Annotated in this window: 19 protein-coding genes; 10 read left to right on the top strand and 9 right to left on the bottom strand. The window is 61.5% G+C overall.

The features are described 5' to 3' along the window. Positions 1-41 precede the first annotated feature (41 nt). Positions 42-398 carry a response regulator gene (locus C4J93_RS13965; protein WP_124414759.1) on the bottom strand — a complete coding sequence of 119 codons (357 nt, stop codon included), beginning with the start codon at positions 396-398 and terminating at the stop codon, positions 42-44. Between the two features lie 236 nt (positions 399-634). Between C4J93_RS13965 and C4J93_RS13960 the strand changes: the two genes are divergently transcribed. The 5 genes from C4J93_RS13960 (at position 635) to C4J93_RS13940 (ending at position 7,202) form a co-directional block, all read left to right on the top strand. After that, positions 635-4,132, top strand: coding sequence for a response regulator (locus tag C4J93_RS13960; protein WP_124429660.1), 3,498 nt, complete (start codon positions 635-637; stop codon positions 4,130-4,132). Then, on the top strand, positions 4,133-4,963 hold the full coding sequence (locus C4J93_RS13955; protein WP_372238144.1) for a protein-glutamate O-methyltransferase CheR: 831 nt from the start codon (positions 4,133-4,135) through the stop codon (positions 4,961-4,963). After that, on the top strand, positions 4,960-5,559 hold the full coding sequence (locus tag C4J93_RS13950) for a chemotaxis protein CheB (protein ID WP_124429658.1): 600 nt from the start codon (positions 4,960-4,962) through the stop codon (positions 5,557-5,559). The genes C4J93_RS13955 and C4J93_RS13950 overlap by 4 nt, the downstream gene beginning before the upstream one ends. After that, complete coding sequence (locus C4J93_RS13945; protein ID WP_124409969.1) at positions 5,553-6,746, top strand: hybrid sensor histidine kinase/response regulator; 1,194 nt, start codon at positions 5,553-5,555, stop codon at positions 6,744-6,746. The genes C4J93_RS13950 and C4J93_RS13945 overlap by 7 nt, the downstream gene beginning before the upstream one ends. Positions 6,747-6,824: 78 nt before the next feature. Beyond that, entirely contained in the window at positions 6,825-7,202 is a 378-nt protein-coding gene (locus C4J93_RS13940) for a response regulator (RefSeq protein WP_124367112.1), read from the top strand. Positions 7,203-7,227: 25 nt separating this feature from the next. On the opposite strand, the gene C4J93_RS13935 is transcribed toward C4J93_RS13940, so the two are convergent. The 3 genes from C4J93_RS13935 to C4J93_RS13925 form a co-directional block, all read right to left on the bottom strand. Continuing rightward, positions 7,228-8,898: an ATP-binding protein gene (locus tag C4J93_RS13935; RefSeq protein WP_124429657.1), complete on the bottom strand. Its 1,671-nt coding sequence runs from the start codon at positions 8,896-8,898 to the stop codon at positions 7,228-7,230. 2 nt (positions 8,899-8,900) lie between these two features. Beyond that, complete coding sequence (locus C4J93_RS13930; protein WP_124367110.1) at positions 8,901-10,397, bottom strand: ATPase domain-containing protein; 1,497 nt, start codon at positions 10,395-10,397, stop codon at positions 8,901-8,903. 144 nt (positions 10,398-10,541) lie between these two features. After that, positions 10,542-11,600, bottom strand: a complete 1,059-nt coding sequence (locus C4J93_RS13925) for a tetratricopeptide repeat protein (protein WP_124429656.1) — start codon at positions 11,598-11,600, stop codon at positions 10,542-10,544. A 203-nt stretch (positions 11,601-11,803) separates the two neighbouring features. On the opposite strand from C4J93_RS13925, the gene C4J93_RS13920 reads away from it, so the two are divergent. Genes C4J93_RS13920 through C4J93_RS13900 form a run of 5 tightly spaced genes read left to right on the top strand, consistent with a single transcriptional unit; the run spans position 11,804 to position 17,361 of the window. Beyond that, the gene (locus tag C4J93_RS13920; protein WP_124429655.1) at positions 11,804-13,453 is read left to right on the top strand and encodes an AMP-binding protein; all 1,650 of its coding nucleotides are present in this window, start codon (positions 11,804-11,806) and stop codon (positions 13,451-13,453) included. A gap of 21 nt (positions 13,454-13,474) precedes the next feature. Continuing rightward, on the top strand, positions 13,475-14,242 hold the full coding sequence (locus C4J93_RS13915) for an SDR family NAD(P)-dependent oxidoreductase (RefSeq protein WP_124429654.1): 768 nt from the start codon (positions 13,475-13,477) through the stop codon (positions 14,240-14,242). A gap of 12 nt (positions 14,243-14,254) precedes the next feature. Further along, the gene (locus tag C4J93_RS13910) at positions 14,255-15,439 is read left to right on the top strand and encodes an acetyl-CoA C-acyltransferase (protein ID WP_124409965.1); all 1,185 of its coding nucleotides are present in this window, start codon (positions 14,255-14,257) and stop codon (positions 15,437-15,439) included. A gap of 9 nt (positions 15,440-15,448) precedes the next feature. Further along, complete coding sequence (locus C4J93_RS13905) at positions 15,449-16,576, top strand: acyl-CoA dehydrogenase (RefSeq protein ID WP_124429653.1); 1,128 nt, start codon at positions 15,449-15,451, stop codon at positions 16,574-16,576. A gap of 11 nt (positions 16,577-16,587) precedes the next feature. Then, positions 16,588-17,361: an enoyl-CoA hydratase gene (locus tag C4J93_RS13900; protein ID WP_124429652.1), complete on the top strand. Its 774-nt coding sequence runs from the start codon at positions 16,588-16,590 to the stop codon at positions 17,359-17,361. A gap of 137 nt (positions 17,362-17,498) precedes the next feature. Here C4J93_RS13900 and C4J93_RS13895 read toward each other — a convergent pair whose 3' ends face one another. The 5 genes from C4J93_RS13895 to C4J93_RS13875 all read right to left on the bottom strand — a co-directional run bounded on the left by C4J93_RS13895 (position 17,499) and on the right by C4J93_RS13875 (position 22,850). Further along, positions 17,499-18,650 (bottom strand): acyl-CoA dehydrogenase family protein, encoded by a 1,152-nt coding sequence (locus C4J93_RS13895; RefSeq protein WP_124429651.1) that lies wholly within the window; start codon positions 18,648-18,650, stop codon positions 17,499-17,501. A gap of 3 nt (positions 18,651-18,653) precedes the next feature. Then, a complete protein-coding gene (locus tag C4J93_RS13890) occupies positions 18,654-19,757 on the bottom strand; it encodes an enoyl-CoA hydratase/isomerase family protein (RefSeq protein WP_124429650.1) in 1,104 nt (367 codons plus the stop codon). Positions 19,758-19,888: 131 nt separating this feature from the next. Further along, the gene (locus tag C4J93_RS13885) at positions 19,889-20,596 is read right to left on the bottom strand and encodes an HPP family protein (RefSeq protein WP_124429649.1); all 708 of its coding nucleotides are present in this window, start codon (positions 20,594-20,596) and stop codon (positions 19,889-19,891) included. A 164-nt stretch (positions 20,597-20,760) separates the two neighbouring features. Next, the gene (locus tag C4J93_RS13880; RefSeq protein ID WP_124370763.1) at positions 20,761-20,940 is read right to left on the bottom strand and encodes a hypothetical protein; all 180 of its coding nucleotides are present in this window, start codon (positions 20,938-20,940) and stop codon (positions 20,761-20,763) included. Positions 20,941-21,227: 287 nt separating this feature from the next. After that, a complete protein-coding gene (locus C4J93_RS13875; RefSeq protein WP_124429648.1) occupies positions 21,228-22,850 on the bottom strand; it encodes a glycosyltransferase family 39 protein in 1,623 nt (540 codons plus the stop codon). Position 22,851: the final 1 nt, after the last annotated feature.

Below are 22,851 nucleotides of genomic sequence, written 5' to 3'. Positions count from 1 at the left end.
TTTCCCGGACGTCACGTTAAAACCTGCAAAAGGACAAGAGATCATGTGGGCAACATCGATTTGACTTTATCGCGCAGTTGATCGATCGAGAATGGCTTGCCAATCACCTGCATACCGGCTGGCACGTCGATGTTTTCGGCATAGCCGCTGGCGAACAGGATGGGCAGGGCGGGGCGCAGTTCGCGCACCTTGGTCGCCAGTTGCTTACCGTCCATATCCGGCAGGCCGACGTCGGTCATCATCAGGTCGATGACCGTGTCTTTGCCTTCGACAATCTTCAGCGCCTCTTCGGCATCGGCGGCCTCGAGTACCGTGAACTCCAACTCCTCAAGCACATCGACGATCAGCATGCGCACGATAGCGTCATCTTCGACAACAAGGATGGTGGAGCTAGACATAGTAAGGCGTTCCCAAAAAAGACGAGGTTTTTACCAGCGGCCGTTCTGACCGACCTGTTACTTGAGTAAGCGCAGGTTATCGACAAGTTCCGTCGGGCGGTAAAAACGATAGAAAAGACCAGGCAGAATAGCCTGTTCTATCGTAGGAATCTTTACCAAATCACTCCAGAAAAATGGTCTTGATCGTCACTTTGGGGCAAACTTCCGGTTTTTCCGCACTTGGCCAAGGCATGCCCATGACTCCCGCGTCGTCAGTTGATGAAAATAGCTTCCGTAAACTCCTGAGCCGCAACGTGGCCCTGCCATTGGGCGTGGGTGTGCTCAGTGCGGTGTTTTTCGTTTTCCTGATCACTTACTTGCTGTCGGTGATCCAGTGGGTGGAGCACACCGACCGGGTCATCAACAACCTCAATGAGTCGTCCAAACTGACGGTCGACCTGGAAACCGGCATGCGAGGCTTCCTGATTACCGGTGACGAGCATTTCCTCGACCCTTACGAGGTGGCCAAGCCGCGAATCATTGCCGACCTGCGCAATCTGCAGGAATTGGTGGCCGACAACCCGCAGCAGGTCGACCGCCTCAAGCGTCTTGAAGCGTTGCAGGCAGAGTGGAACAACTACGCGCAGTCGATGATTGAATTGCAGCGCGACAGCGGCGACTTCCGCGGTGCGGTGAAGGCGGGCCGGGGCAAGCGCCTGACCGATGAAATTCGCAAGGAATACGACGACGCGGTGGCGATGGAGCAGCAGTTCCGTATCACCCGCAATGAAGAGGTCACCCGCACCACGGTGCTCAGCGTCACCCTGTACCTGATGTTCGTACTCGGGCTCAGTGGGTTCCTGGCGTATATCGGCAGAAGAAACTTGCTCGAACTTTCAAACAGTTACAGCGCAAGCCTCGCGTCACAAAAGAAGATCGCCAAGCGCCTGGAGCAGCAAGCCTGGCTGCGCAACGGCCAAACTGAACTGGCCGAACAGGTGCTCGGCCAGCTGACCCTGAACCTGTTGGGCCGCAATATCCTGCAGTTTTTTGCCCAATACATGGGCTCGGCCGTTGGAGCGTTGTACGTACGCGAAGAACACGGCGGGCTCAAACGCGTGGCCACCTACGGCTTCTCCCGCGAACAGGCGCAGCTGGAACAAGCGATCTACAGCGACGAAGGCATTGTGGGGCAGGCCGCCCAGCTCGATCGTCTGATCCGCCTGGACGACGTACCGGTGGACTACTTCAAGGTCAGTTCGGGGCTGGGCGAGGGCGCGGCCCGCAGCGTACTGGTGGTGCCGACCAGCGATGACGACCGCGTCAACGGCGTGATCGAGCTGGGCTTCCTGCGCCCGCTGGAAGAACGCGATGTCGAATTGCTGGAGCTGATCGCGGGCAATATCGGTACGTCCATCGAAGCCGCGCGTTATCGCCAGCGTCTGCAGGAAGTACTCGCTGAAACCCAGCAGCTCAACGAAGAGTTGCAAGTGCAGCAGGAAGAACTCAAGACCGCCAACGAGGAGCTGGAAGAACAGTCACGCATCCTCAAGGAGTCCCAGGCGCACCTGGAAACCCAGCAAGCGGAGCTTGAGCAGACCAACGAACAACTGGCCGAACAGACCCAGACCCTGGCCGACCAGCGCGATGCCATGGACCGCAAGAACATCGAACTCAACCGGGTGCAGCTGGAACTCGAAGACCGCGCCGATGAGCTGCAACGCTCCAGCAAGTACAAGTCCGAGTTCCTCGCCAACATGTCCCACGAGCTGCGCACGCCGCTGAACAGTTCGTTGATCCTGGCCAAGTTGCTGGCCGAGAACCCTCAGGAAAACCTCAGTGCCGAACAGGTCAAGTTTGCCGAGTCGATCTATTCAGCCGGCAATGACCTGCTCAACCTGATCAACGACATCCTGGATATTTCCAAGGTAGAAGCCGGCAAGTTGGAAGTACGCCCGGAAAATTCCAGCGTCGAGCGCCTGGTGGATGGCCTGCGCGGCATGTTCGAGCCGCTGGCCAAGGATCGCAATCTGGGCTTCCAGATCGACCTGCAGGAAGGCGCACCGTCCTTGTTGTTCACCGATCGCCAGCGCCTGGAGCAGATCCTCAAGAACCTGCTGTCCAACGCCATCAAGTTCACCGAGCAGGGCGATGTCAGCCTGACGGTGTCCCGTGCTCCGGGAGAGGGCATTGCGTTTACCGTGCGCGACTCGGGCATCGGTATCGCCCAGGATCAGCAGGAAAGCATCTTCGAAGCCTTCCGCCAGGCCGATGGCACCACCAATCGCCGTTACGGCGGTACCGGCCTGGGCCTGTCCATTTCCCGTGACCTGGCTAACTTGCTGGGCGGCTACATCAGCGTGGCCAGCGAGCCGGGCAAGGGCAGCATTTTCACGCTGGTATTGCCGGAACAGTATGTTGAACGCGCCGAAGACGCCGCGCCGATCGAGGCCCCGCGCCAGGCCGTAGCGGTACCGGCCCCCGCGCCCGTAAAGGTTGCGACGTTGCCGGTAGCCGATGCCGAGCCGATCCCGCGCTTTGCCGATGACCGTGACAAAGGGCCTTTCACCACCCGCTGCATCCTGGTGGTGGAAGATGAGCCGAATTTTGCGCGCATCCTCTTTGATCTGGCCCATGAGCTGGGCTACAACTGCCTGGTGGCCCACGGTGCTGACGAAGGCTACAGCCTGGCCGAGGAGTTCATCCCCGACGCGATCCTGCTCGACATGCGCCTGCCGGACCACTCCGGGCTGACGGTGCTGCAGCGTCTCAAGGCGCACGCCAATACCCGGCACATTCCGGTGCATGTGATTTCCGTGGAAGACCGCGTCGAAGCCGCCATGCACATGGGCGCCATCGGTTACGCGGTGAAGCCCACCACCCGTGAAGAGCTCAAGGACGTGTTCGCGCGCCTGGAAGCCAAGCTGACGCAAAAGGTCAAGCGCGTGCTGCTGGTCGAGGATGACGACCTGCAGCGCGACAGCATTGCCCGACTGATCGGCGACGATGACATTGAAATCACCGATGTCGGCTACGCCCAGGCGGCACTGGACCTGCTGCGCACCAATGTCTACGACTGCATGATCATCGACCTCAAGCTGCCGGACATGCTCGGCAACGAGCTGCTCAAGCGCATGGCCACCGAGGATATCTGCTCGTTCCCGCCGGTGATCGTCTACACCGGGCGCAACTTGACCCGCGACGAAGAGGCTGAACTGCGCAAGTATTCGCGCTCGATCATCATCAAGGGCGCCCGTTCTCCGGAGCGCCTGCTCGATGAAGTCACACTCTTTCTGCACAAAGTCGAATCCCAGTTGTCCCATGACCGCCAGAAGATGCTCAAGACCGCGCGCAGCCGCGACAAGGTGTTCGAAGGGCGCAAGATCCTGCTGGTGGACGACGACGTGCGCAATATCTTTGCCCTGACCAGCGCCCTGGAGCACAAAGGCGCCGTGGTGGTGATCGGGCGCAACGGCCGCGAAGCCATCGACAAGCTCAATGAGGTCGAGGATATCGATCTGGTACTGATGGACGTGATGATGCCGGAGATGGACGGTTACGAAGCCACCGCCCTGATCCGCCAGGACCCACGCTGGAAGAAGCTGCCGATCATCGCCGTGACGGCCAAGGCCATGAAGGACGACCAGGAGCGTTGCCTGGCGGCAGGCTCCAACGACTACCTGGCCAAACCGATTGATCTGGACCGGCTGTTCTCGTTGATTCGCGTATGGCTACCAAAGATGGAACGCATTTAAGTGGAGCGAAGTTTTTTGGACAAAAGCAGCGACATTGAGCTGCGCCTGTTGATCGAGGCGATTTACCTCAAGTACAGCTACGACTTTCGCGACTACTCCGGTGCGTCGGTCAAGCGGCGGGTGGCCCACGCCCTGCGCCAGTTCGACTGTGCGACCATTTCCGCGCTGCAGGAGCGGGTGCTGCACGACCCGGCCGCGTTCATGCAGTTGCTGCAGTTCCTGACGATCCCGGTGAGCGAGATGTTTCGCGACCCCTCGCACTTTCTCGCGATTCGCCGGGAAGTGGTGCCGCTGCTCAAGACCTACCCGTCGATCAAGATCTGGATCGCCGGCTGCAGCACGGGCGAGGAGGTTTACTCCATGGCGATCCTGCTGCGCGAAGAAGGCTTGCTCGAGCGCACCATCATCTACGCCACCGACATCAACCCGGCATCGCTGGACAAAGCCAAGCAAGGCATCTTCTCCCTGGAGAACGTGCGCGCCTACACGGCTAATTATCAGCAGGCCGGCGGCCAACGCTCATTTGCCGACTACTACACCGCAGCTTACGATAACGCGATCTTCGACAAGACGCTGCGCGAGAACGTCACGTTCGCCGACCATAGCCTGGCGACCGACAGCGTATTCTCAGAAACTCAATTAATTTCATGTCGCAACGTGTTGATTTATTTCAATAAAAATTTGCAAGACCGGGCGTTTGGGCTGTTTCATGAGTCGCTGTGCCATCGCGGTTTTCTGGTGCTGGGCAGCAAGGAAACCCTGGATTTTTCCGCCTACAGCAAGCAATTCGAACCCTTGGTCAAACAGGAACGGATCTACCGCAAATTATGAGCGACGCTGCAATCACCCCGATTATCGGGCTTGAAGCCATCGTCGTCGGCGCCTCCGCCGGCGGCGTGGAGGCGTTGCTGAGTATTTTTGGCGGGTTGCCGGCTACGTTCGGCCTGCCGATCATTGCCGTGCTGCACCTGCCGGATGAGCGTCGCAGCCAGTTGGCGGAGGTCTTTGCGCGGCGCTTGCGCATTCCGGTCAAGGAGGCGCGGGACAAAGAGTCGATCGAGGCGGGCACCTTGTATTTCGCCGGCCCCGGCTATCATTTGTCGGTGGAACACGACCGCAGCCTGTCCCTGAGCCAGGAGGACCGCGTGCACCATTCCCGGCCAGCCATCGATTTTCTCTTCGCCTCTGCCGCCGATACCTACGGGCGAGGCCTGCTGGCGATCCTGCTGACCGGCGCGAACCAGGACGGCGCGCGCGGCCTGGCCCACGTCAAGCAATCGGGCGGCATCACCGTTGTACAGGACCCCGCTGAAGCCCGGATTGCCGTGATGCCCCTGGCGGCCCTGGCGTTGCACACACCCGACCATATTCTTTCCTTGAGCCAGATTGGCTCATTGCTGGCTTCCCTGGAACCTTCCCCATGTTAAGTACTGTCCAGGCCAAACTGCTGATCGTCGACGATCTGCCGGAAAACCTGCTGGCCCTCGAAGCGCTGATCAAGCGCGAAGACCGCCAGGTATTCAAGGCGTTGAGTGCCGACGAGGCGTTGTCCCTGTTGCTGGAACATGAATTCGCCATGGCGATCCTCGACGTGCAGATGCCTGGCATGAACGGTTTCGAACTGGCCGAACTGATGCGCGGCACCGAAAAGACCAAGAACATCCCGATCGTATTCGTCAGCGCCGCCGGCCGCGAACTCAATTACGCCTTCAAGGGCTATGAAAGCGGCGCGGTGGACTTCCTGCACAAACCGCTGGATATCCACGCGGTAAAGAGCAAGGTCAATGTATTCGTTGACCTGTACCGTCAGAGCAAGGCGATGAAGCTGCAGGTCGAAGCCCTGGAGCGCAGCCGCCGCGAGCAGGAACTGCTGCTGACGCGCCTGCAGGCCACCCAGGCCGAGCTGGAGCAGGCCGTGCGCATGCGCGATGACTTCATGTCAATCGTCGCCCACGAAGTGCGTACGCCTCTCAACGGGCTGATCCTGGAAACCCAATTGCGCAAGATGCACCTGGCGCGCGACAACGCTGCGGCGTTCACCCTGGACAAGATGCACGCGATGGTCGACCGCGATGAGCGCCAGATCAAAAGCCTGATCCGCCTGATCGAGGACATGCTCGACGTATCGCGCATCCGCACCGGCAAGCTGTCGATACGCCCGGCGCGCTTTGACCTGGCGCAACTGGTGCGCAACCTGGTGCATAACTTCGAGCCACAGGTTGCTGCCGCCGAATCGTCAATGCAGCTGGTCGCCGACGAGCCGGTGGAAGGCCATTGGGATGAGTTCCGCATCGAGCAGGTGGTCACCAACCTGTTGACCAACGCCCTGCGCTACGGCGCCAAGAGCCCGGTGGAAGTGCGGGTTTACAGCGAACACGGCGAAGCGCGCGTGGAAGTGCGTGACCACGGCATTGGTATCAGTGAAGAGAACCAGAAGCGCATTTTTCAGCAGTTCGAGCGGGTTTCGGTCAACCATGCGGCGGCCGGCCTGGGCCTGGGGCTGTTCATTTCCGAACAGATTGTCGCGGCCCACGGCGGGACCATCGAGGTCGAAAGCCAGATAGGCGAGGGCGCGCTGTTCCGGGTGTGTCTGCCGCTTCAGGCGACGGCATGAAATCAATCGTCACCTGGACGCAACCTCTACGTGACCCCATGGTCGTAACACCAGCAACTGACCGAACAAAGGCTTCCCATGAGTGAAGATGCGCAAGATGTCGTACTGATCGTCGAAGACGACGAATCCATTATGTTTGTGCTGGGTGAATACCTGGCGGGCCTGGGTTATCGGGTGTTGAAGGCGGTCAATGGAAAAGAGGCGTTTGAAATCCTCGCGACCAAACCGCACCTGGACCTGATGGTCACGGACTACCGCCTGCCCGGCGGCATTTCCGGCGTGCAGATCGCCGAACCGGCGCTCAAGGTGCGCCCGGAGTTGAAAGTGATCTTTATCAGCGGTTATCCGCAGGAAATTCTCGACTGCGACAGCCCGATCACGCGCAACGCGCCGATCCTGGCCAAGCCGTTTGACCTGGATACGCTGCACGAGCATATCCAGCGCCTGTTGGCCTGACGCCCTCCAGGGCTGCCGTGCAGCCCTAGTCCCTGATCATCTCGCGCACCTTCTCGGTCAGCAGGTCGAACGTGAACGGCTTGGTAATCAGCTGCATGCCGGGGTCCAGAAACCCGCCACGCACCGCCGCATGTTCGGCATAACCGGTGATGAACAGCACTTTGAGGTCAGGGCGGATTTGTCGACCGATTTCCGCCAATTGCCGGCCGTTCATGCCAGGCAGGCCAACGTCGCTGATCAACAGGTCGATACGCTGATCGGATTCGATAATCGGTACCGCCGTGCTGGCGTCACCGGCTTCGACAAAGGCGTATCCCAACTCTTTGAGCACCGCGCTCACCAGCACCCGCACCGCCGGGTCATCTTCGACGATCAGGACGGTCTCTCCGTCATTGGCGAACGGCAACAAGGCCGGATTCACCGCGGCATCCTCAACCATTTCCCCGACAAAGCGCGGCAGGAACAAACTGACGGTGGTGCCCTTGTCCACTTCGCTGTGCAGCGTGACATGCCCCCGGGATTGACGGGCAAACCCATAGATCATCGACAGCCCCAGGCCCGTGCCCTGGCCGATCGGCTTGGTGGTGAAGAAGGGGTCGAACACTCGGCCCATGACACTCTCTGGAATGCCGCAGCCGGTGTCACTGACGCTTAACTCGACGTAGTCACCAGGGCTCAAGGTGCCATAGGCGGCCGTGAATACACTGTCGAGGTGACGGTTGGTGGTTTCCACGGTGAGGCTGCCGCCGCCGGGCATAGCGTCACGCGCGTTGATCACCAGGTTGAGCAGGGCGCTTTCCAATTGATTCGGGTCGGCTTCGGCCGTCCATAACGTATCGCTCAGGCGCATTTGCAGGCAGATACTTTCATTGATACTGCGTTCCAGCAGTTCGCCCATGGAGGTCACCAGCTTATTGATCTCCACCGGTTTCGGGTCCAGCGACTGCCGGCGCGAAAACGCCAGCAGGCGATGGGTGAGGCCAGCGGCGCGGTTGGCCGAGGTGACGCCCAGGTCGATCAAACTGTCCAGATCGTCCAGCTTGCCCCGCGCCACACGCCGGCGCAGCAGTTCCAGGCTGCCGATGATGCCGGTCAGCATGTTGTTGAAGTCATGGGCGATGCCACCGGTCAATTGGCCGACGGCTTCCATTTTCTGCGACTGGCGCAGGGCTTCTTCATTGCTGCGCAATTGCGCGGTACGTTCTTCCACTTGCTGTTCGAGGGTTTCCAAGGTGCGTTGCAGGCGCAGTTCACTGGCGCTCAGGTCGACCAAGCGGTCCCGGGCTTCGTATTGCCGGCGCCGCCCACGCAGCGCGGTGCTGACCAGGCTGATCAGGGTGATGGGATGAAATGGGCGCTCGAGGAAGGTGACATTGCCCAACAGTCCGCTCAGGTGCGACGAGCCGTTTTGCTCGCTGCCGCCGTGATGAGTCATCAGCACAATGGGTAGGTCCGACCAGGCCGGCTGTTGGTGCAGGTACTCCAGCAGCGGCTCCATGTCCACGCCGCGCAAGGCTTCGGCGGCAATGATCAGCACGCCGGCACCCTCGTGCAGTGCTTCGCACAGGTCGGCCAGGCTGCCGGCAACCAAGCCATGGTAGCCGGCCTCTTTGAGCATCATCAGCGCCAACGAGCTGTCGCGGCCCACAGGCGCAAGAATAATGGCCCGTTCAAAGATTGAGGAAAGGGGCGTCACACTTACTCTTCCTTGAGTAGAGGCGAGCCGGCGCCCATGTAGATCGGAATGCCGCGCAGAACGCCCTGGAAATTATCCAAGGGTTCGCCAACGGTCATGCCGCGACCGCTGATGCGGTACTCACGAATCGTCGACTCATGGCTACCGGTGCGTTTCTTGATCACCGAAATGGCCCGACGGACCTTGCCCAATGCCTCGAAGTAACGCAGCAGGATCACGGTGTCGGCCAGGTAGGTGATATCCACGGGGGTCTGCATATCGCCGACCAGGCCATGCTGGGCCACGGTCATGAACGTCGCGGCACCCCGTCGGTTCAGGTACAGCAGCAGTTCGTGCATGTGCAGGATCAGCGCGTTCTCTTCCGGCATGGCCGCCTGGTAGCCGTTGATACTGTCGATCACCACGGTCTTGATGCCACCCTCGTCCACGCAACGCCGTACACGGTGGGAAAATTCGCCAGGGGACAGCTCGGCCGCGTCAACCTGTTCGATCAACAGGTTACCGGTGGCCTGCATCGCAGCCAGATCGATACCCATGTTATGCATGCGCTCGAACAGCAAACCCATCTCTTCGTCAAAGATAAACAGCGCGGCCTTTTCGCCACGCTGTACGGCGGCGGCGGCGAAGACCATTGAAATCAGCGATTTGCCGGTGCCGGCCGGGCCCAGGATCAGGCTGCTGGAACCTGTTTCGACGCCGCCGCCCATCAGCGCATCGAGTTCGGGGATGCCGCTGCTCTTGGTCTGGCGTGTATACCCACCGCGATGTTCGGCGGCCACCAGGCGAGGGAACACATGTACACCGTCGCCCATGATGGTGAAATCATGAAAACCGCCACGGTATTTCTGGCCCCGGTATTTCACCACCCGTACCCGGCGCCTTTCGGCACCGTAGCTGGGTGTCAGTTCTTCCAGGCGAATCACGCCGTGGGCCACACTGTGAACGGTTTTGTCGAGGGATTCGGTGGTCAGGTCATCGAGCAGCAGTACCGTGGCGTCATACCGCACAAAGTAGTGCTTGATCGCCAGGATCTGCCGGCGATAGCGCAGGGAGCTCTGCGCCAACAGGCGGATCTCCGACAGGCTGTCGACCACTACGCGGGTCGGCTTGACCCGTTCCACCACCTCAAAAATCTGCCGCGTGGCTTCGCCCAGCTCAAGGTCCGAAGAGTACAGCAGGCTCTGCTGATGCTCGGCGTTGAGCAGGCTTTCCGGCGGGGTCAATTCGAAGATATGGATGTTGTCATCCAGGTCCCAACCATGGGACTTGGCGCCTTGGCGCAGCTCATGTTCGGTTTCGGACAGGGTGATATACAGCGATTTTTCACCGTCTTTCGCTCCCGCCTGCAGAAAGTGCAGCGCGACGGTGGTTTTACCCGTGCCCGGCTCGCCTTCCAGCAGGAACAAGTGGCTGCGCGATAGCCCCCCGGAAAGAATGTCATCAAGACCTTCGATACCAGTGGCTGCCTTTTCACTTAAAAGCGAATTAGATGTAGACAAGAAGTGCCCTCAGGTCACGTACAAGTTGGGTGCGCACCGCTGTGGCGCGCCATATTCACTTGACCGTGTCGACCTGTGGCGGTTCAACGTTTTGGATTATTTGTACGCGGCGCCGGCATCTTCTACGCATTTTTTTGAGCGCGGTCACAGACCTTGCTGCAGCGCAGGGTCATCCGGGTTCTGTTGCTCCAGCTGTGCCAGCAGCACTTGAACGTTCTGCAGTTGGCCGCTCTCTTTCCAATAGTTGACCAGCAACACCCGCGCTTTTCGATTGGCCGGGTGGCGCTGCACGATGTCTTCCAACTGGCGCTGGGCGGCCTCGAGTTCGTCTTGGTCGTGCAGCGTGGTGGCCAGGTCGTAGCGGTAGTCCTGATTGTCCGGCTCAAGCTCCACCGCCTTGGACAGGCCGAGCAGGGCATACGGGCGCGCGCCATGGTGCAGCAGCCACATACCCAGGGCGTGTTGCAGGTAGGCCGATTCCGGGTGCGCCGCCAATTGCTGCGCGAGCAACTGGCGCGATTCGTCGGTTTTGCCCTGTTTATCCAGCAGCTCGATCTGCGCCACCACCGCTTGCAGGTTGTCCGGTTGCAGGCGCATGGCTTGCTGCAGGGCATTTTGCGCCTCCGGCAGCAGGGCGCTGTGGATATACAGGCGCGCCAATTGGATCCAGCCTTCGGCGGTCTCGGGCTGGGCCTTGAGGGTATTGGCGAATTCGTCGAGCACTTGCTGCAGCGGGCCGAAGTACAGGCCCAGGGTGTCCGGCGACAGGCCGAGCAGGGCATTGGCGGCGGCAAAGCGCACCTGCTGCTCGGGGTCATCCAGCACCGGGCCGAGCAGCAAGGTGCGCTGGCCGGAAGGCACCAGGCCGACAATGCTGTGAATTGCCGCTTCACGCACCCGTGGCGATTCATTGGCCAAGTCTTTATCTGCCAGCTTCAATGCCTGGGGGCTGGGGTAGTTGGGCAATTCGGCATGCAGCGCGGCGCGACGCTCAGGTGAAAGGTCCGGCCGCCCCAGCTGTTGATACAACACCCGCGCCGCGCCCGGCTCACCGTTGCGCGCCTGCTTCAAGGCTTTGGCATAACCATGGGCAATCGCCGGGGGCACGGCCACCGGCGTTGCGCGGGAGAAGAACCAGGCGATCAACAGAAGCGACAACAGGGCGCACAGGCCGACGATGGCGTAACGGCGTGACTTTGACATGCAGGTGTCCGAAGGCAGGGTACGGGTACAGAGCCGCAAGCTTCGGCCAGTGCAGGGCGAGTGTCAAACCCGATTGGCCAAACCGGTCAGCCATGTTGGAGGCTTTGACCATTGCTCGTAGCGCCGCTGCAGAGCGACTATTTGAGGGCGATTGACCGCCTGGAAAGTGTCCTTAAAACAACAACACACAAGGAACTGAAGCGATGCGTGATTACCTGGCCGCCACCACCGAGTTCGATTACCAGCACACCGTCGACGCCGCCCTGGCCGGCAATCTGCAGGCGCTCAACGCCTGTGTGGAATGCTGTGACCGTCACGCGCTGCCGGGGCGGATTGCGCTGTTCTGGGAGGGCAAGGACGGGCGCAGCGCCACGGTCACCTTCAGCGAGCTGCAGGACCAGGCCTCACGCTTCGCCAATTTCCTGCTGGCCCAGGGCGTCAAGCGCGGCGACAAGGTCGCCGGCTTGTTGCCGCGCACGGCCGAACTGCTGGTGGTGGTATTCGCCACCTGGCGCATCGGCGCGGTCTATCAACCGTTGTTTACCGCATTCGGGCCCAAGGCGATCGAGCATCGCCTGAACAGTTCCGGCGCCGCGCTGATCGTCACCGATGCCGTGAACCGGCCCAAGCTCACCGACGTGGACGGCTGCCCCACCATCGTGACGGTCACCGGGGCCAAGGGCGAAGGCCTGGTACGCGGCGATTTCAGCTTCTGGGCCGAACTGCCCAACCACTCGAACGTCTGCGAGCCCGTGCTGCTGGGGGGCGACGAGCCCTTCCTGCTGATGTTCACCTCGGGTACCACCGGCCCGTCCAAAGCCCTGTCGGTACCGCTCAAGGCGATTGTCGCGTTCCAGAGCTACACCCGCGACGCGGTGGACCTGCGCCCAGAAGACGCGTTCTGGAACGTGGCCGATCCGGGCTGGGCCTACGGCATTTATTTCGGCGTGACCGGGCCGCTGTCCCTGGGGCATCCGATCACCTTCTACGATGGCCCCTTCAGCGTGGAAAGCACCTGCCGGATCATCAACAAATACGGCATCACCAACCTCACCGGTTCGCCTACCGCGTATCGACTGTTGATTGCCGGCGGCGAGCCGTTCGCCCGTTCGATCAAGGGCAAGCTGCGCATCGTCAGCAGCGCCGGCGAGCCCCTGAACCCCGAGGTGATCCGCTGGTTCGCCGACAACCTTGGCGTGACCATCCACGATCACTACGGGCAGACCGAACTGGGCATGGTGCTGTGCAATCACCATGGCCTGGCGCACCCGGTACACGTCGGCTCGGCCGGGTTCGCCTCGCCCGGGCATCGCATCGTGGTACTGGATGACAATCACCAGGAACTGCCCGCCGGTCAGCCCGGCATTCTCGCCATCGATCGTGAGCAATCGCCGATGTGCTGGTTCGCCGGGTATGAAGGCGTCAACACCAAAGCCTTTGTCGGCAAGTACTACCTCAGTGGCGACACCGTGGAGCTCAACCCGGATGGCAGCATCAGTTTTGTCGGGCGCAGTGATGACGTGATTACCACCTCCGGCTATCGCGTGGGGCCGTTCGACGTAGAGAGCGCTCTGGTCGAACACCCGGCCGTGGTCGAGGCCGCCGTGGTCGGCAAGCCCTGCCCGGAGCGCACCGAACTGGTGAAAGCCTTCGTGGTGATCAACGAACAGTACCGCGCGACTCCGGAACTCGCCGAAGAATTGCGCCTGCATGTGCGCCAGCGCCTGGCGGCCCATGCGTACCCGCGAGAAATCGAATTCGTCAGCGACTTGCCCAAGACCCCCAGCGGTAAGCTGCAACGTTTTATTTTGCGTAATCAGGAAATCGCCAAGGCCCAGGCGGCCGTGGCGTGATCCGTTGAAAAGGAAACCATGATGCAGATTGAAAACAAGGTATTTGTAGTCAGCGGCGGCGCTTCGGGGCTCGGTGCGGCCACTGCCGACATGCTGGTCGCAGCGGGTGCCAAGGTCATGCTGGTAGACCTCAACGCCGATGCTGTCGCCGCCAAGGCCCGGCAGCTTGGCGACAACGCCCGCAGCGTCGTGGCGGATATCAGCCAGGAAGCCGCTGCCGAAGCGGCCGTGCAGGCCGCCGTTGCCGCCTTTGGTGGGTTGCATGGCCTGGTCAACTGCGCCGGTGTGGTGCGCGGTGAGAAAATCCTCGGCAAAAACGGCCCGCATGCCCTGGCCAGCTTCGCCCAGGTGATCAACGTCAACCTGATCGGCAGCTTCAACCTGCTGCGCCTGGCTGCGGCGGCGATCGCTGAAACACCAGCGGATGCCGATGGCGAACGCGGTGTGATCATCAATACTGCTTCGGTGGCGGCGTTCGACGGGCAGATCGGCCAGGCCGCGTACGCTGCCTCCAAAGGCGCGATTGCCAGCCTCACCCTGCCGGCCGCACGGGAATTGGCGCGTTTTGGTATCCGGGTGATGACCATCGCTCCCGGCATTTTCGAAACCCCGATGATGGCCGGCATGACCCCGGAAGTCCGCGATTCTCTTGCCTCCGGCGTGCCGTTCCCGCCGCGCCTGGGCAAACCCGCCGAATATGCAGCCCTGGTGCGGCATATCATTGAAAACAGCATGCTCAATGGCGAGGTGATCCGTCTTGACGGTGCCTTGCGTATGGCTGCCAAGTAAGGAGGTCTCTTCATGAACGATCCTATCGTTATTGTCAGCGCCGTGCGCACGCCCATGGGCGGGTTCCAGGGCGACCTCAAGGGCCTGACCGCACCGCAACTGGGCGCCGCCGCGATTCGTGCGGCCGTGGAGCGCGCGGGTATCGCCAGCGACGCCGTCGATGAGGTGTTGTTTGGCTGCGTGCTGCCCGCCGGCCTCGGCCAGGCGCCGGCACGCCAGGCAGCACTGGGCGCCGGGCTGGACAAAGCCACCCGCTGCACCACGCTCAACAAGATGTGCGGTTCCGGCATGCAGGCGACGATCCTGGCCCACGACGCGTTGCGCGCCGGCAGCGTCGACGTGGTGATTGCCGGCGGCATGGAGAGCATGTCCAACGCGCCGTACCTGCTCGACCGCGCCCGCAGCGGCTATCGCATGGGCCACGGCAAGGTGCTCGACCACATGTTCCTCGACGGCCTGGAAGACGCCTACGACAAGGGGCGCCTGATGGGCACCTTTGCTGAAGATTGCGCCGAGCACAACGGTTTTACCCGGCAAGCCCAGGACGCCTTTGCGATTGCCTCCCTGACGCGTGCGCAGGAAGCCATCACCCACGGCAGTTTTGCCGCCGAAATAGTCCCGGTACAGGTCACCGTTGGCAAAGAGCAAAAAACCATCCTGCATGACGAACAGCCGCCCAAGGCCAAGCTGGACAAGATCGCCAGCCTGAAACCGGCATTTCGCGAAGGCGGCACGGTGACTGCAGCCAATTCCAGCTCGATCTCCGATGGCGCGGCGGCGCTGCTGTTGATGCGTGAGTCCGATGCACGGCAACGCGGCCTCAAGCCGCTGGCGGTGATTCATGGGCATGCGGCGTTTGCCGATGAGCCGGGGCTGTTTCCGGTGGCACCTGTCGGGGCGATCCGTAAGTTGATGAGCAAAACCGGCTGGAACGTGGCGGATGTCGACCTGTTTGAGATCAACGAAGCGTTCGCAGTGGTCAGCCTGGTCACCATGAGCAAGCTGGAGATCCCCCACAGCAAGGTCAACGTGCACGGCGGCGCCTGCGCCCTGGGCCACCCGATCGGCGCCTCGGGCGCACGCATCCTGGTGACCTTGCTCTCGGCCCTGCGCCAGAAAGGCCTCAAGCGCGGGGTCGCCGCCATCTGCATCGGCGGTGGTGAAGCCACGGCCATGGCCGTTGAATGCCTGTATTAAGGACTGACCATGCTGCCTAATGACGAACAACTGCAAATCAGCGACGCGGCCCGGCAGTTTGCCCAGGAGCGTCTGAAACCGTTCGCCGCCGAATGGGACCGCGAGCATCGCTTTCCCAGGGAAGCCGTCGGTGAAATGGCCGAACTAGGCTTTTTCGGCATGCTGGTACCGGAACAATGGGGCGGCTGCGACACGGGTTACCTGGCCTACGCCATGGCCCTGGAAGAAATCGCCGCCGGCGACGGGGCCTGCTCGACCATCATGAGCGTGCACAACTCGGTGGGTTGCGTGCCGATCCTCAAATTTGGCAATGACCAGCAGAAAGAGCAGTTCCTCAAGCCCCTGGCCAGCGGGGCCATGCTCGGCGCCTTTGCGCTGACCGAACCCCAGGCCGGTTCCGACGCCAGCAGCCTTAAAACCCGCGCACGCCTTGACGGTGATCATTACGTGCTCAACGGTTGTAAACAATTCATCACTTCCGGGCAAAACGCCGGCGTGGTGATTGTGTTTGCGGTCACTGACCCGGCGGCGGGCAAGCGCGGCATCAGTGCGTTTATCGTTCCCACCGACTCGCCGGGCTATACCGTGGCACGGGTCGAGGACAAGCTGGGACAGCACGCATCGGATACCTGCCAGATCCTGTTTGAAGACGTGAAGGTGCCGGTCGCCAACCGTCTGGGCGAGGAGGGCGAGGGCTACAGGATCGCCCTGGCCAACCTCGAAGGCGGACGCGTGGGCATTGCCGCGCAATCGGTAGGTATGGCCCGCGCCGCCTTTGAAGCGGCCCGCGACTACGCCCGCGAGCGTGAAACCTTCGGCAAGGCGCTGATCGAACACCAGGCCGTGGCCTTTCGCCTGGCGGACATGGCTACGCAAATTGCCGTCGCCCGACAGATGGTCCATTACGCGGCAGCCCTGCGCGACAGCGGCAAACCGGCCTTGGTCGAGGCGTCGATGGCCAAGCTGTTCGCCTCGGAAATGGCCGAGAAAGTCTGTTCGGCTGCCTTGCAAACCCTGGGCGGTTACGGTTACCTGAGCGACTTCCCGCTGGAGCGGATCTACCGCGATGTGCGGGTCTGCCAGATTTACGAAGGCACCAGCGATATCCAGCGCATGGTCATCTCACGCAATCTTTAAGGAGCCGATACATGAGTTATGAAACCATTTTGCTCGAGGTCCAAGGCCGCGTCGGGCTGATTACCCTTAACCGCCCGCAGGCGCTGAACGCCTTGAACGCCCAACTGGTCAGCGAGTTGAACCAGGCGCTGGATGGCCTGGAAGCCAATCCGGAAATCGGCTGCATCGTGCTGACCGGCTCGAAGAAAGCCTTCGCCGCCGGCGCCGACATCAAGGAAATGGCCGAGCTGACCTACCCGCAGATCTACCTGGACGACCTGTTCAGCGACAGCGACCGCGTGGCCAACCGCCGCAAGCCGATCATAGCCGCCGTGAACGGCTTCGCCCTCGGTGGTGGCTGCGAGCTGGCGCTGATGTGCGACTTCATCCTGGCCGGTGACAACGCCAAGTTCGGCCAGCCCGAGATCAACCTGGGCGTGCTGCCGGGCATGGGCGGTACTCAGCGGCTTACCCGTGCGGTGGGCAAGGCGAAGGCCATGGAAATGTGCCTGACCGGGCGCTTTATCGATGCTGTAGAAGCCGAACGTTGCGGCATCGTTGCGCGCATCGTGCCTGCTGACGAGCTGCTGGACGAAGCGTTGAAAGTGGCCACGCTGATCGCCGGCAAATCGGTGCCGATCAGCATGATGGTCAAGGAAAGCGTGAACCGCGCGTTTGAAGTGAGTCTGTCCGAGGGCGTGCGTTTTGAGCGCCGCGTGTTCCATGCGGCGTTCGCGACCCAGGATCAGAAGGAAGGGATGGCGGCGTTTGTGGCCAAGCGCGCACCGGAGTTCAAAGACAAGTAGCCCAAACCTTCGCCACACCGGAGATCCAATGTGGGAGGGGGCTTGCTCCCGATGGCGGTGTGACAGTCAACTAAAATATTGACTGATCCACCGCCATCGGGAGCAAGCCCCCTCCCACAGTTACTATGGTGTATCAGTCAGAGCTGATAGTTCTTCAACTCCCTGGCAATCACCATCCGCTGAATCTCGCTGGTGCCCTCATATATCTGCGTGATCCGCGCATCCCGGTAGTAACGCTCCACCGGATAATCTTCCAGATACCCATACCCGCCATGAATCTGCATCGCCTTCGAGCAGACTCTTTCGGCCATTTCCGAGGCGAACAGCTTGGCCTGGGACGCTTCCGACAGGCAGGGCTTACCGGCGCTGCGCAGGCGTGCGGCGTGCAGGATCAGCAGGCGTGCGGCGTTCAGTTGGGTTTGCATGTCGGCCAGCAGGTTGGCCACGCTTTGGTGTTCGATGATCGCCTTGTCGAACTGCACCCGGTCACGGGCATAGGCCAGCGCCGCCTCAAAAGCGGCCCGCGCGATGCCCAGGGCCTGGGCGGCGATGCCGATACGGCCGCCCTCCAGGTTGGACAGGGCGATGGCCAGGCCTTTGCCGCGCTCGCCCAGCAGGTTGGCTTCGGGCACCGTGCATTGGTTGAAGGTGACGGCGCAGGTGTCCGACGCCCGAATGCCCATCTTGTGTTCGGTGCGCTCGACCACGAAGCCCGGCGTATCCGTGGGGACCAGGAACGCCGAAAGGCCTTTCTTGCCCAGCTCCGGGTCGGTCACGGCGAACACAATCGCCAACTTCGCGCGCTTGCCATTGCTGACAAACTGCTTGGCGCCGTTGATCACCCACTGGCCATCGCGCAGTTCGGCACGGGTGCGCAGGTTGTGGGCTTCGGAGCCGGCCTGGGGTTCGGTCAGGCAAAAACAGCCAATGGCCTGGCCGCTGGCGAGCGCGGCCAGCCAGGTATGTTTCTGCGCCTCTGTGCCGTAGTTGAGGAGTGGGCCGCAACCCACTGAATTATGGATACTCATCAGTGCGCCCGTGGCGCCATCCCCGGCGGAAATTTCCTCCACGGCCAGGGCATAGGCGACGTAATCCACGTAGGTGCCACCCCATTCTTCCGGCACCACCATGCCGAGCAGGCCCAGCTCGCCCATCTTGGCCACCAGCGCGTCGTCGATCCAGCCGGCCTTTTCCCAGGCCTGGGCGTGGGGTGCGATTTCGCCGCGGGCAAAGTCACGCGCCATGTCGCGGATCATTACTTGTTCTTCTGTATATTCAAGATCTTGCATGGCTTATTTCTCAATCTGCTTGAAGTCGCGAAAGAAGCTGTCGACGTGATCGGCGTCCAGCCCTTGCAGGGTGGGCGGGTTCCACTGCGGGTTCTTGTCTTTATCGATGATCAGGGCGCGAACCCCTTCGATCAGATCGCCGCGTGCGAACCACTGGCGGTCCAGATGCAGCTCCAGGGCAAAGCACTGTTCCAGCGGCAGGTGGCGCCCACGGCGCAGCATCTGCAGGGTGACGGCCATGGCCAGGGGCGAGCGGGTCTGCATCAGGGCGGCGGTGGTCAGCGCCCAGTGGTGGCTGTCGGCGACGGTAACTTGCTGTAGCTGCTCGACCATGCTCGGCAGATCCGGCAAGGCGAAGAAATGGTCGATGGCCGGACGCAAGGCCGCCAGCGGCGCATCCGGCAATTGTTGTACAGCGAGCCTGGCGAGCACGCCTTGCAGGTCCTTGAGGGGCGAATCGCGCCATTGCAGGCTGTCGAGCGCGAGCCCAAGCTCCGTCAGTTTGGCGCTGTCGAGGTACCAATCGGCCAGGCCGCAGTACAGCGCGTCCGCCGCGCGGATCTGCACCCCGGTGACGCCGAGGTAAATCCCCAGCTCGCCTGGGATACGCGGCAGGAAGTAGCTGCCACCCACATCCGGAAAATAGCCGATGGCCACTTCCGGCATCGCCAGGCGGCTACGCTCGGTCACGACGCGCAGGTCGGCGCCCTGTACCAGGCCCATGCCACCGCCGAGCACGAAGCCGTCCATCAAGGCCAGCACGGGTTTGGGGTAATGGTGGATGGCCAGGTCGAGCGCGTATTCCTCGACGAAGAAGTCTTCATGCAGAGTGTCGCCGCGCTTGAAACTGTCGTACAGGGAACGGATATCGCCGCCGGCACAGAAGGCCTTGTCGCCGGCACCGCGCAGCACCACGGCGTAGACAAGTGGATCATCGGCCCAGGCCTGCAGCTGCGTCGTCAGCAGACGCACCATGTCCAGGGTGATGGCATTCAAGCCGGCGGGGCGGTTGAGGGTGAGGTAACCGATATGGTTACGCACTTCACTCAGTACTGCTTCCTGCTGAATATCGGTGTGGCGTGCTTCGGAGGACACCTGAGCAGTCATCACTAACTCCCTGCTTTTATTGTTCTTTATCAAGATGTTCGCGGGCGAACTATCGCGTGATCGTACCAGCGCAAATTTGCCGCCTACAACCCGGAATCATGCAGGTCGTTGTTGCATTTATGCACACTGCATCAAACCACGCGACTGGCCAGGACTTCGCCGATACTGCGCCGTCGCGCATGGCCTTCGGCGGCATGAATCAATTGCTCCAGCTCCGCGGGCTCGACGTCGAAGAACTGCTCCATGTCGGCCAATGCCAATTTGAGGTCGGCGGCGGTGATGGCCGGGTCGGTCACCGGCGCGCTGCCGAGCATGACAGGTACCGGCTCGGCTTGTCCCTTGGGATAACGCGTGCGGGTGGCATTGTTGTAGGCCAGCGCACACGCCAGCAGGGCAGCGGCGCCGAGCATGACCGGTGCCAGCTCGTGCCAGCCGAGGGCGATGGAGGCAGGGTCGGCCAGTACCAGCGTCATGGCCAGGCCACCGGCCGGGGGATGCAGGCAGCGCAGCCAGCAGATCAGCACGACCGTCATGCCCGCCGCCAGGCAAGCGCTGCCCAGGGTGCGTCCCAACACCCGCGCCACGAGCAATGCCACCACGCCAGCACACAGATAACTGCCCATGATCGACCAGGGTTGCGCCAGCGCCCCCGACGACACAGCAAACAGCAATACCGCCGACGCCCCGAGCGGGCCAAGCAGGTGCAGGGCGACGTCCATGCCGAACACCTGGGCACACACCCAGACACTGAGCAGCGTGCCCAAGGCCATGCCGATAGCGGCGCGACTCCATTCGGAAGGACGGGTATTGATGGCAGCAGGTAACCAGCGAGCGAGCATTGAAAAGGGGTCCTGAAACTGAGGGCGAAAAAAAAGGCCTGCCTGGTTTCCCGGAAAAGCCCTTGAAAGTTCCAACATTGGGGGAAGGAACCCGAACAGTGTGCCAACTGGGTTGCAGCGGCGCCAATGCATATTAATGAGGGTTGAATGCAAAAATTATGTACTTAAGGGGCTTCGTCAAAAAAAATCCGATCGGTGTTATGGGCGGCGGGCGTGCAGATCTTGCCCAGTACAAGGCTGTCGACTTCTTCATTGAACAGGCGTTTTTGCAGGTTCGCCTGCAGGCCTGGTTCGTCGGCCAGCGGCCCCTTCAACGCTACCAGCGCGTCACGTAAACCCCTCAACCGATCCAGTCTCGGCGCGGCTACAGATAACCTATCCTCTCGCACGGCATTGCCCTCCTTGTTGTTATGCAGGTCCCTGACCAGGGCTGTTACAGGCAGCCCTTGATACGGGTGGTAGATAGTTAATGCCCTTGCAAACGAGTCTACAGTCGGGCTCCAGGCACCGGAAGGCAAAGTTCAGCGGCCGTTACGCAAAGCACTGTAGGGGGTTTCTCGGTGATTATGATGAAAAACGCCCAGGGGGTTTATAAGCGGGCGTTTTTCTTACCTGACGGCTGCAAACACACTCAGAGAGGTGCTTTTTTCTCCAGGTGCAACAACACGTAGGGGGTCATATCGAACGCCCCGGTGAGCGTCGGCGTGAGCGCGCGCAAGCGTGGGTCAGTCAGGCTGTTAAAGTCGGCCTGGCTCATCACCAGCCAGGCGGGCGCCTGAACAGGCTGGAGCTCGATGGGCAATTGGGTAAACAGCGGAACCTTGTCGCAATTGAAGTTGACCATGAATTTGATGGCTTTTGCGTCTTTGCCCAACGCATGCAAGACCAATGGCGCCGGTTGTTGCAGGATCTGCTCCTTGGCCGCCAGGGTGAACGTACGGGTGTCGTAAAGGCTGCGCTCCAAGGGTTCGACCACCATGATGTAAGTCGTCCAGAGTGCCATGACTGCGGCGAATGCCGGACCGACCGGGCGCAGTCGAGCCTGGAACAGTGCCAGCAATGCCAATACCTGCAGCACCGCCAGTACGCCAAACATCAGCCCGAGATCGGCCAGCAGTTGCGGGTAACGCCGTCGCGCAACGATCAGGCCCACCGCCAACAGCGCCGGCAGCAGCGTCCACAGCACCAGCATCAAGCCGCGCAACCCGCTGAACAGACGGCCTTGGGCGACCTGAAACGGATACGCGGCAATGATCGCCGCCATCGGCAGCATCGGCAGGATATACCGCGCCTTTTTTGCCTGGGGCACCGACAAGCCAAGCATCACCAAGACACCCGCCGCCGCGCAGTACAGCACCAGCTTCAACGCCGGGTCTGGCGCTCGGCGGCCGCCGCTCACCACGGCCAGCAGCACCAGCAGCGCCACCGGATAGGCCAGGGCGTAGTTGCCGATGGAGCTGGTGAAGTAATACAGCACGCCGCCAGAGCCTTCGCTGCCATCCATGCGCCCCAGAAACTGCATGCGAATCACCTCACGCATGAAGTCTTCGCCACCGCTGAGCTTGGCCAGCAGCAACAGCAGGCCGATACACGCCGCCAGCAAGGCCAGCGCCAACAGCCCGAAGCTGAACAGCTGACGCCATTGACGGTTGATCAGGTAGTAACTGCACAGCACCCCGGTAGGAATCACCAGGCCGATTGGCCCACGAATCGCAAACCCCAGCATCAACAGCGCAAACACCCAGTGCAGGCGTTTGGCCGCAGCAAAATGCTCATGGGCATACCCAAGGTAGAACACCGCCAGGGTCACGGCCGCGAGCATCTGGTCCAGGGAGACGGCGCGGGTTTGGCTGATAAAGGTGCTACTGAGCAGCAACATTGCGATGCTCAGCAGACCCCAGCGCGGGGAGTACGGCGCGGTGAGCCGATAGACCAGCACCACGATGGACGCCGAAGCCACAGCGCTGGGCAGCCAGGCCGTAAAGCTGGTGACCTGGCCGATAGGCAGGGAGAGCAGCCAGGTCAGCAGGGTCGAGGTGGCCAGGTAATCGGCATACGGCTGGCCGTAAGTGGTGGGAAAGAAGCTCGGCCCATGGCGCAGCATCTCCTGGGCAAACACCACGAAGCGCGAGTCGAAGCCGATAATCGCCTGGTGCCAACTGCCGGCGATGAACAGCAGCAGTGCCAACAGCCCCAAACCCAGTGACTGTCGGCGGAGCGTAGGCGTGAGCAGGGACGGGTGAACCTTGTGCACT

This window comes from Pseudomonas sp. R2-37-08W (assembly GCF_003851705.1).
Taxonomy (GTDB): Bacteria; Pseudomonadota; Gammaproteobacteria; order Pseudomonadales; family Pseudomonadaceae; genus Aquipseudomonas.
Note: the sequence above shows the minus strand (reverse complement) of the source record. Positions and strands in the feature narration are given on the sequence as shown.

Bases quoted from the DNA above. Each gene is read 5' to 3' on its own strand.
- C4J93_RS13965 (WP_124414759.1), bottom strand. From the start codon at position 398: ATGTCTAGCTCCACCATCCTTGTTGTCGAAGATGACGCTATCGTGCGC.
- C4J93_RS13960 (WP_124429660.1), top strand. From the start codon at position 635: ATGACTCCCGCGTCGTCAGTTGATGAAAATAGCTTCCGTAAACTCCTG.
- C4J93_RS13950 (WP_124429658.1), top strand. From the start codon at position 4,960: ATGAGCGACGCTGCAATCACCCCGATTATCGGGCTTGAAGCCATCGTC.
- C4J93_RS13945 (WP_124409969.1), top strand. From the start codon at position 5,553: ATGTTAAGTACTGTCCAGGCCAAACTGCTGATCGTCGACGATCTGCCG.
- C4J93_RS13940 (WP_124367112.1), top strand. From the start codon at position 6,825: ATGAGTGAAGATGCGCAAGATGTCGTACTGATCGTCGAAGACGACGAA.
- C4J93_RS13925 (WP_124429656.1), bottom strand. From the start codon at position 11,600: ATGTCAAAGTCACGCCGTTACGCCATCGTCGGCCTGTGCGCCCTGTTG.
- C4J93_RS13920 (WP_124429655.1), top strand. From the start codon at position 11,804: ATGCGTGATTACCTGGCCGCCACCACCGAGTTCGATTACCAGCACACC.
- C4J93_RS13915 (WP_124429654.1), top strand. From the start codon at position 13,475: ATGCAGATTGAAAACAAGGTATTTGTAGTCAGCGGCGGCGCTTCGGGG.
- C4J93_RS13910 (WP_124409965.1), top strand. From the start codon at position 14,255: ATGAACGATCCTATCGTTATTGTCAGCGCCGTGCGCACGCCCATGGGC.
- C4J93_RS13905 (WP_124429653.1), top strand. From the start codon at position 15,449: ATGCTGCCTAATGACGAACAACTGCAAATCAGCGACGCGGCCCGGCAG.
- C4J93_RS13900 (WP_124429652.1), top strand. From the start codon at position 16,588: ATGAGTTATGAAACCATTTTGCTCGAGGTCCAAGGCCGCGTCGGGCTG.
- C4J93_RS13895 (WP_124429651.1), bottom strand. From the start codon at position 18,650: ATGCAAGATCTTGAATATACAGAAGAACAAGTAATGATCCGCGACATG.
- C4J93_RS13890 (WP_124429650.1), bottom strand. From the start codon at position 19,757: ATGACTGCTCAGGTGTCCTCCGAAGCACGCCACACCGATATTCAGCAG.
- C4J93_RS13885 (WP_124429649.1), bottom strand. From the start codon at position 20,596: ATGCTCGCTCGCTGGTTACCTGCTGCCATCAATACCCGTCCTTCCGAA.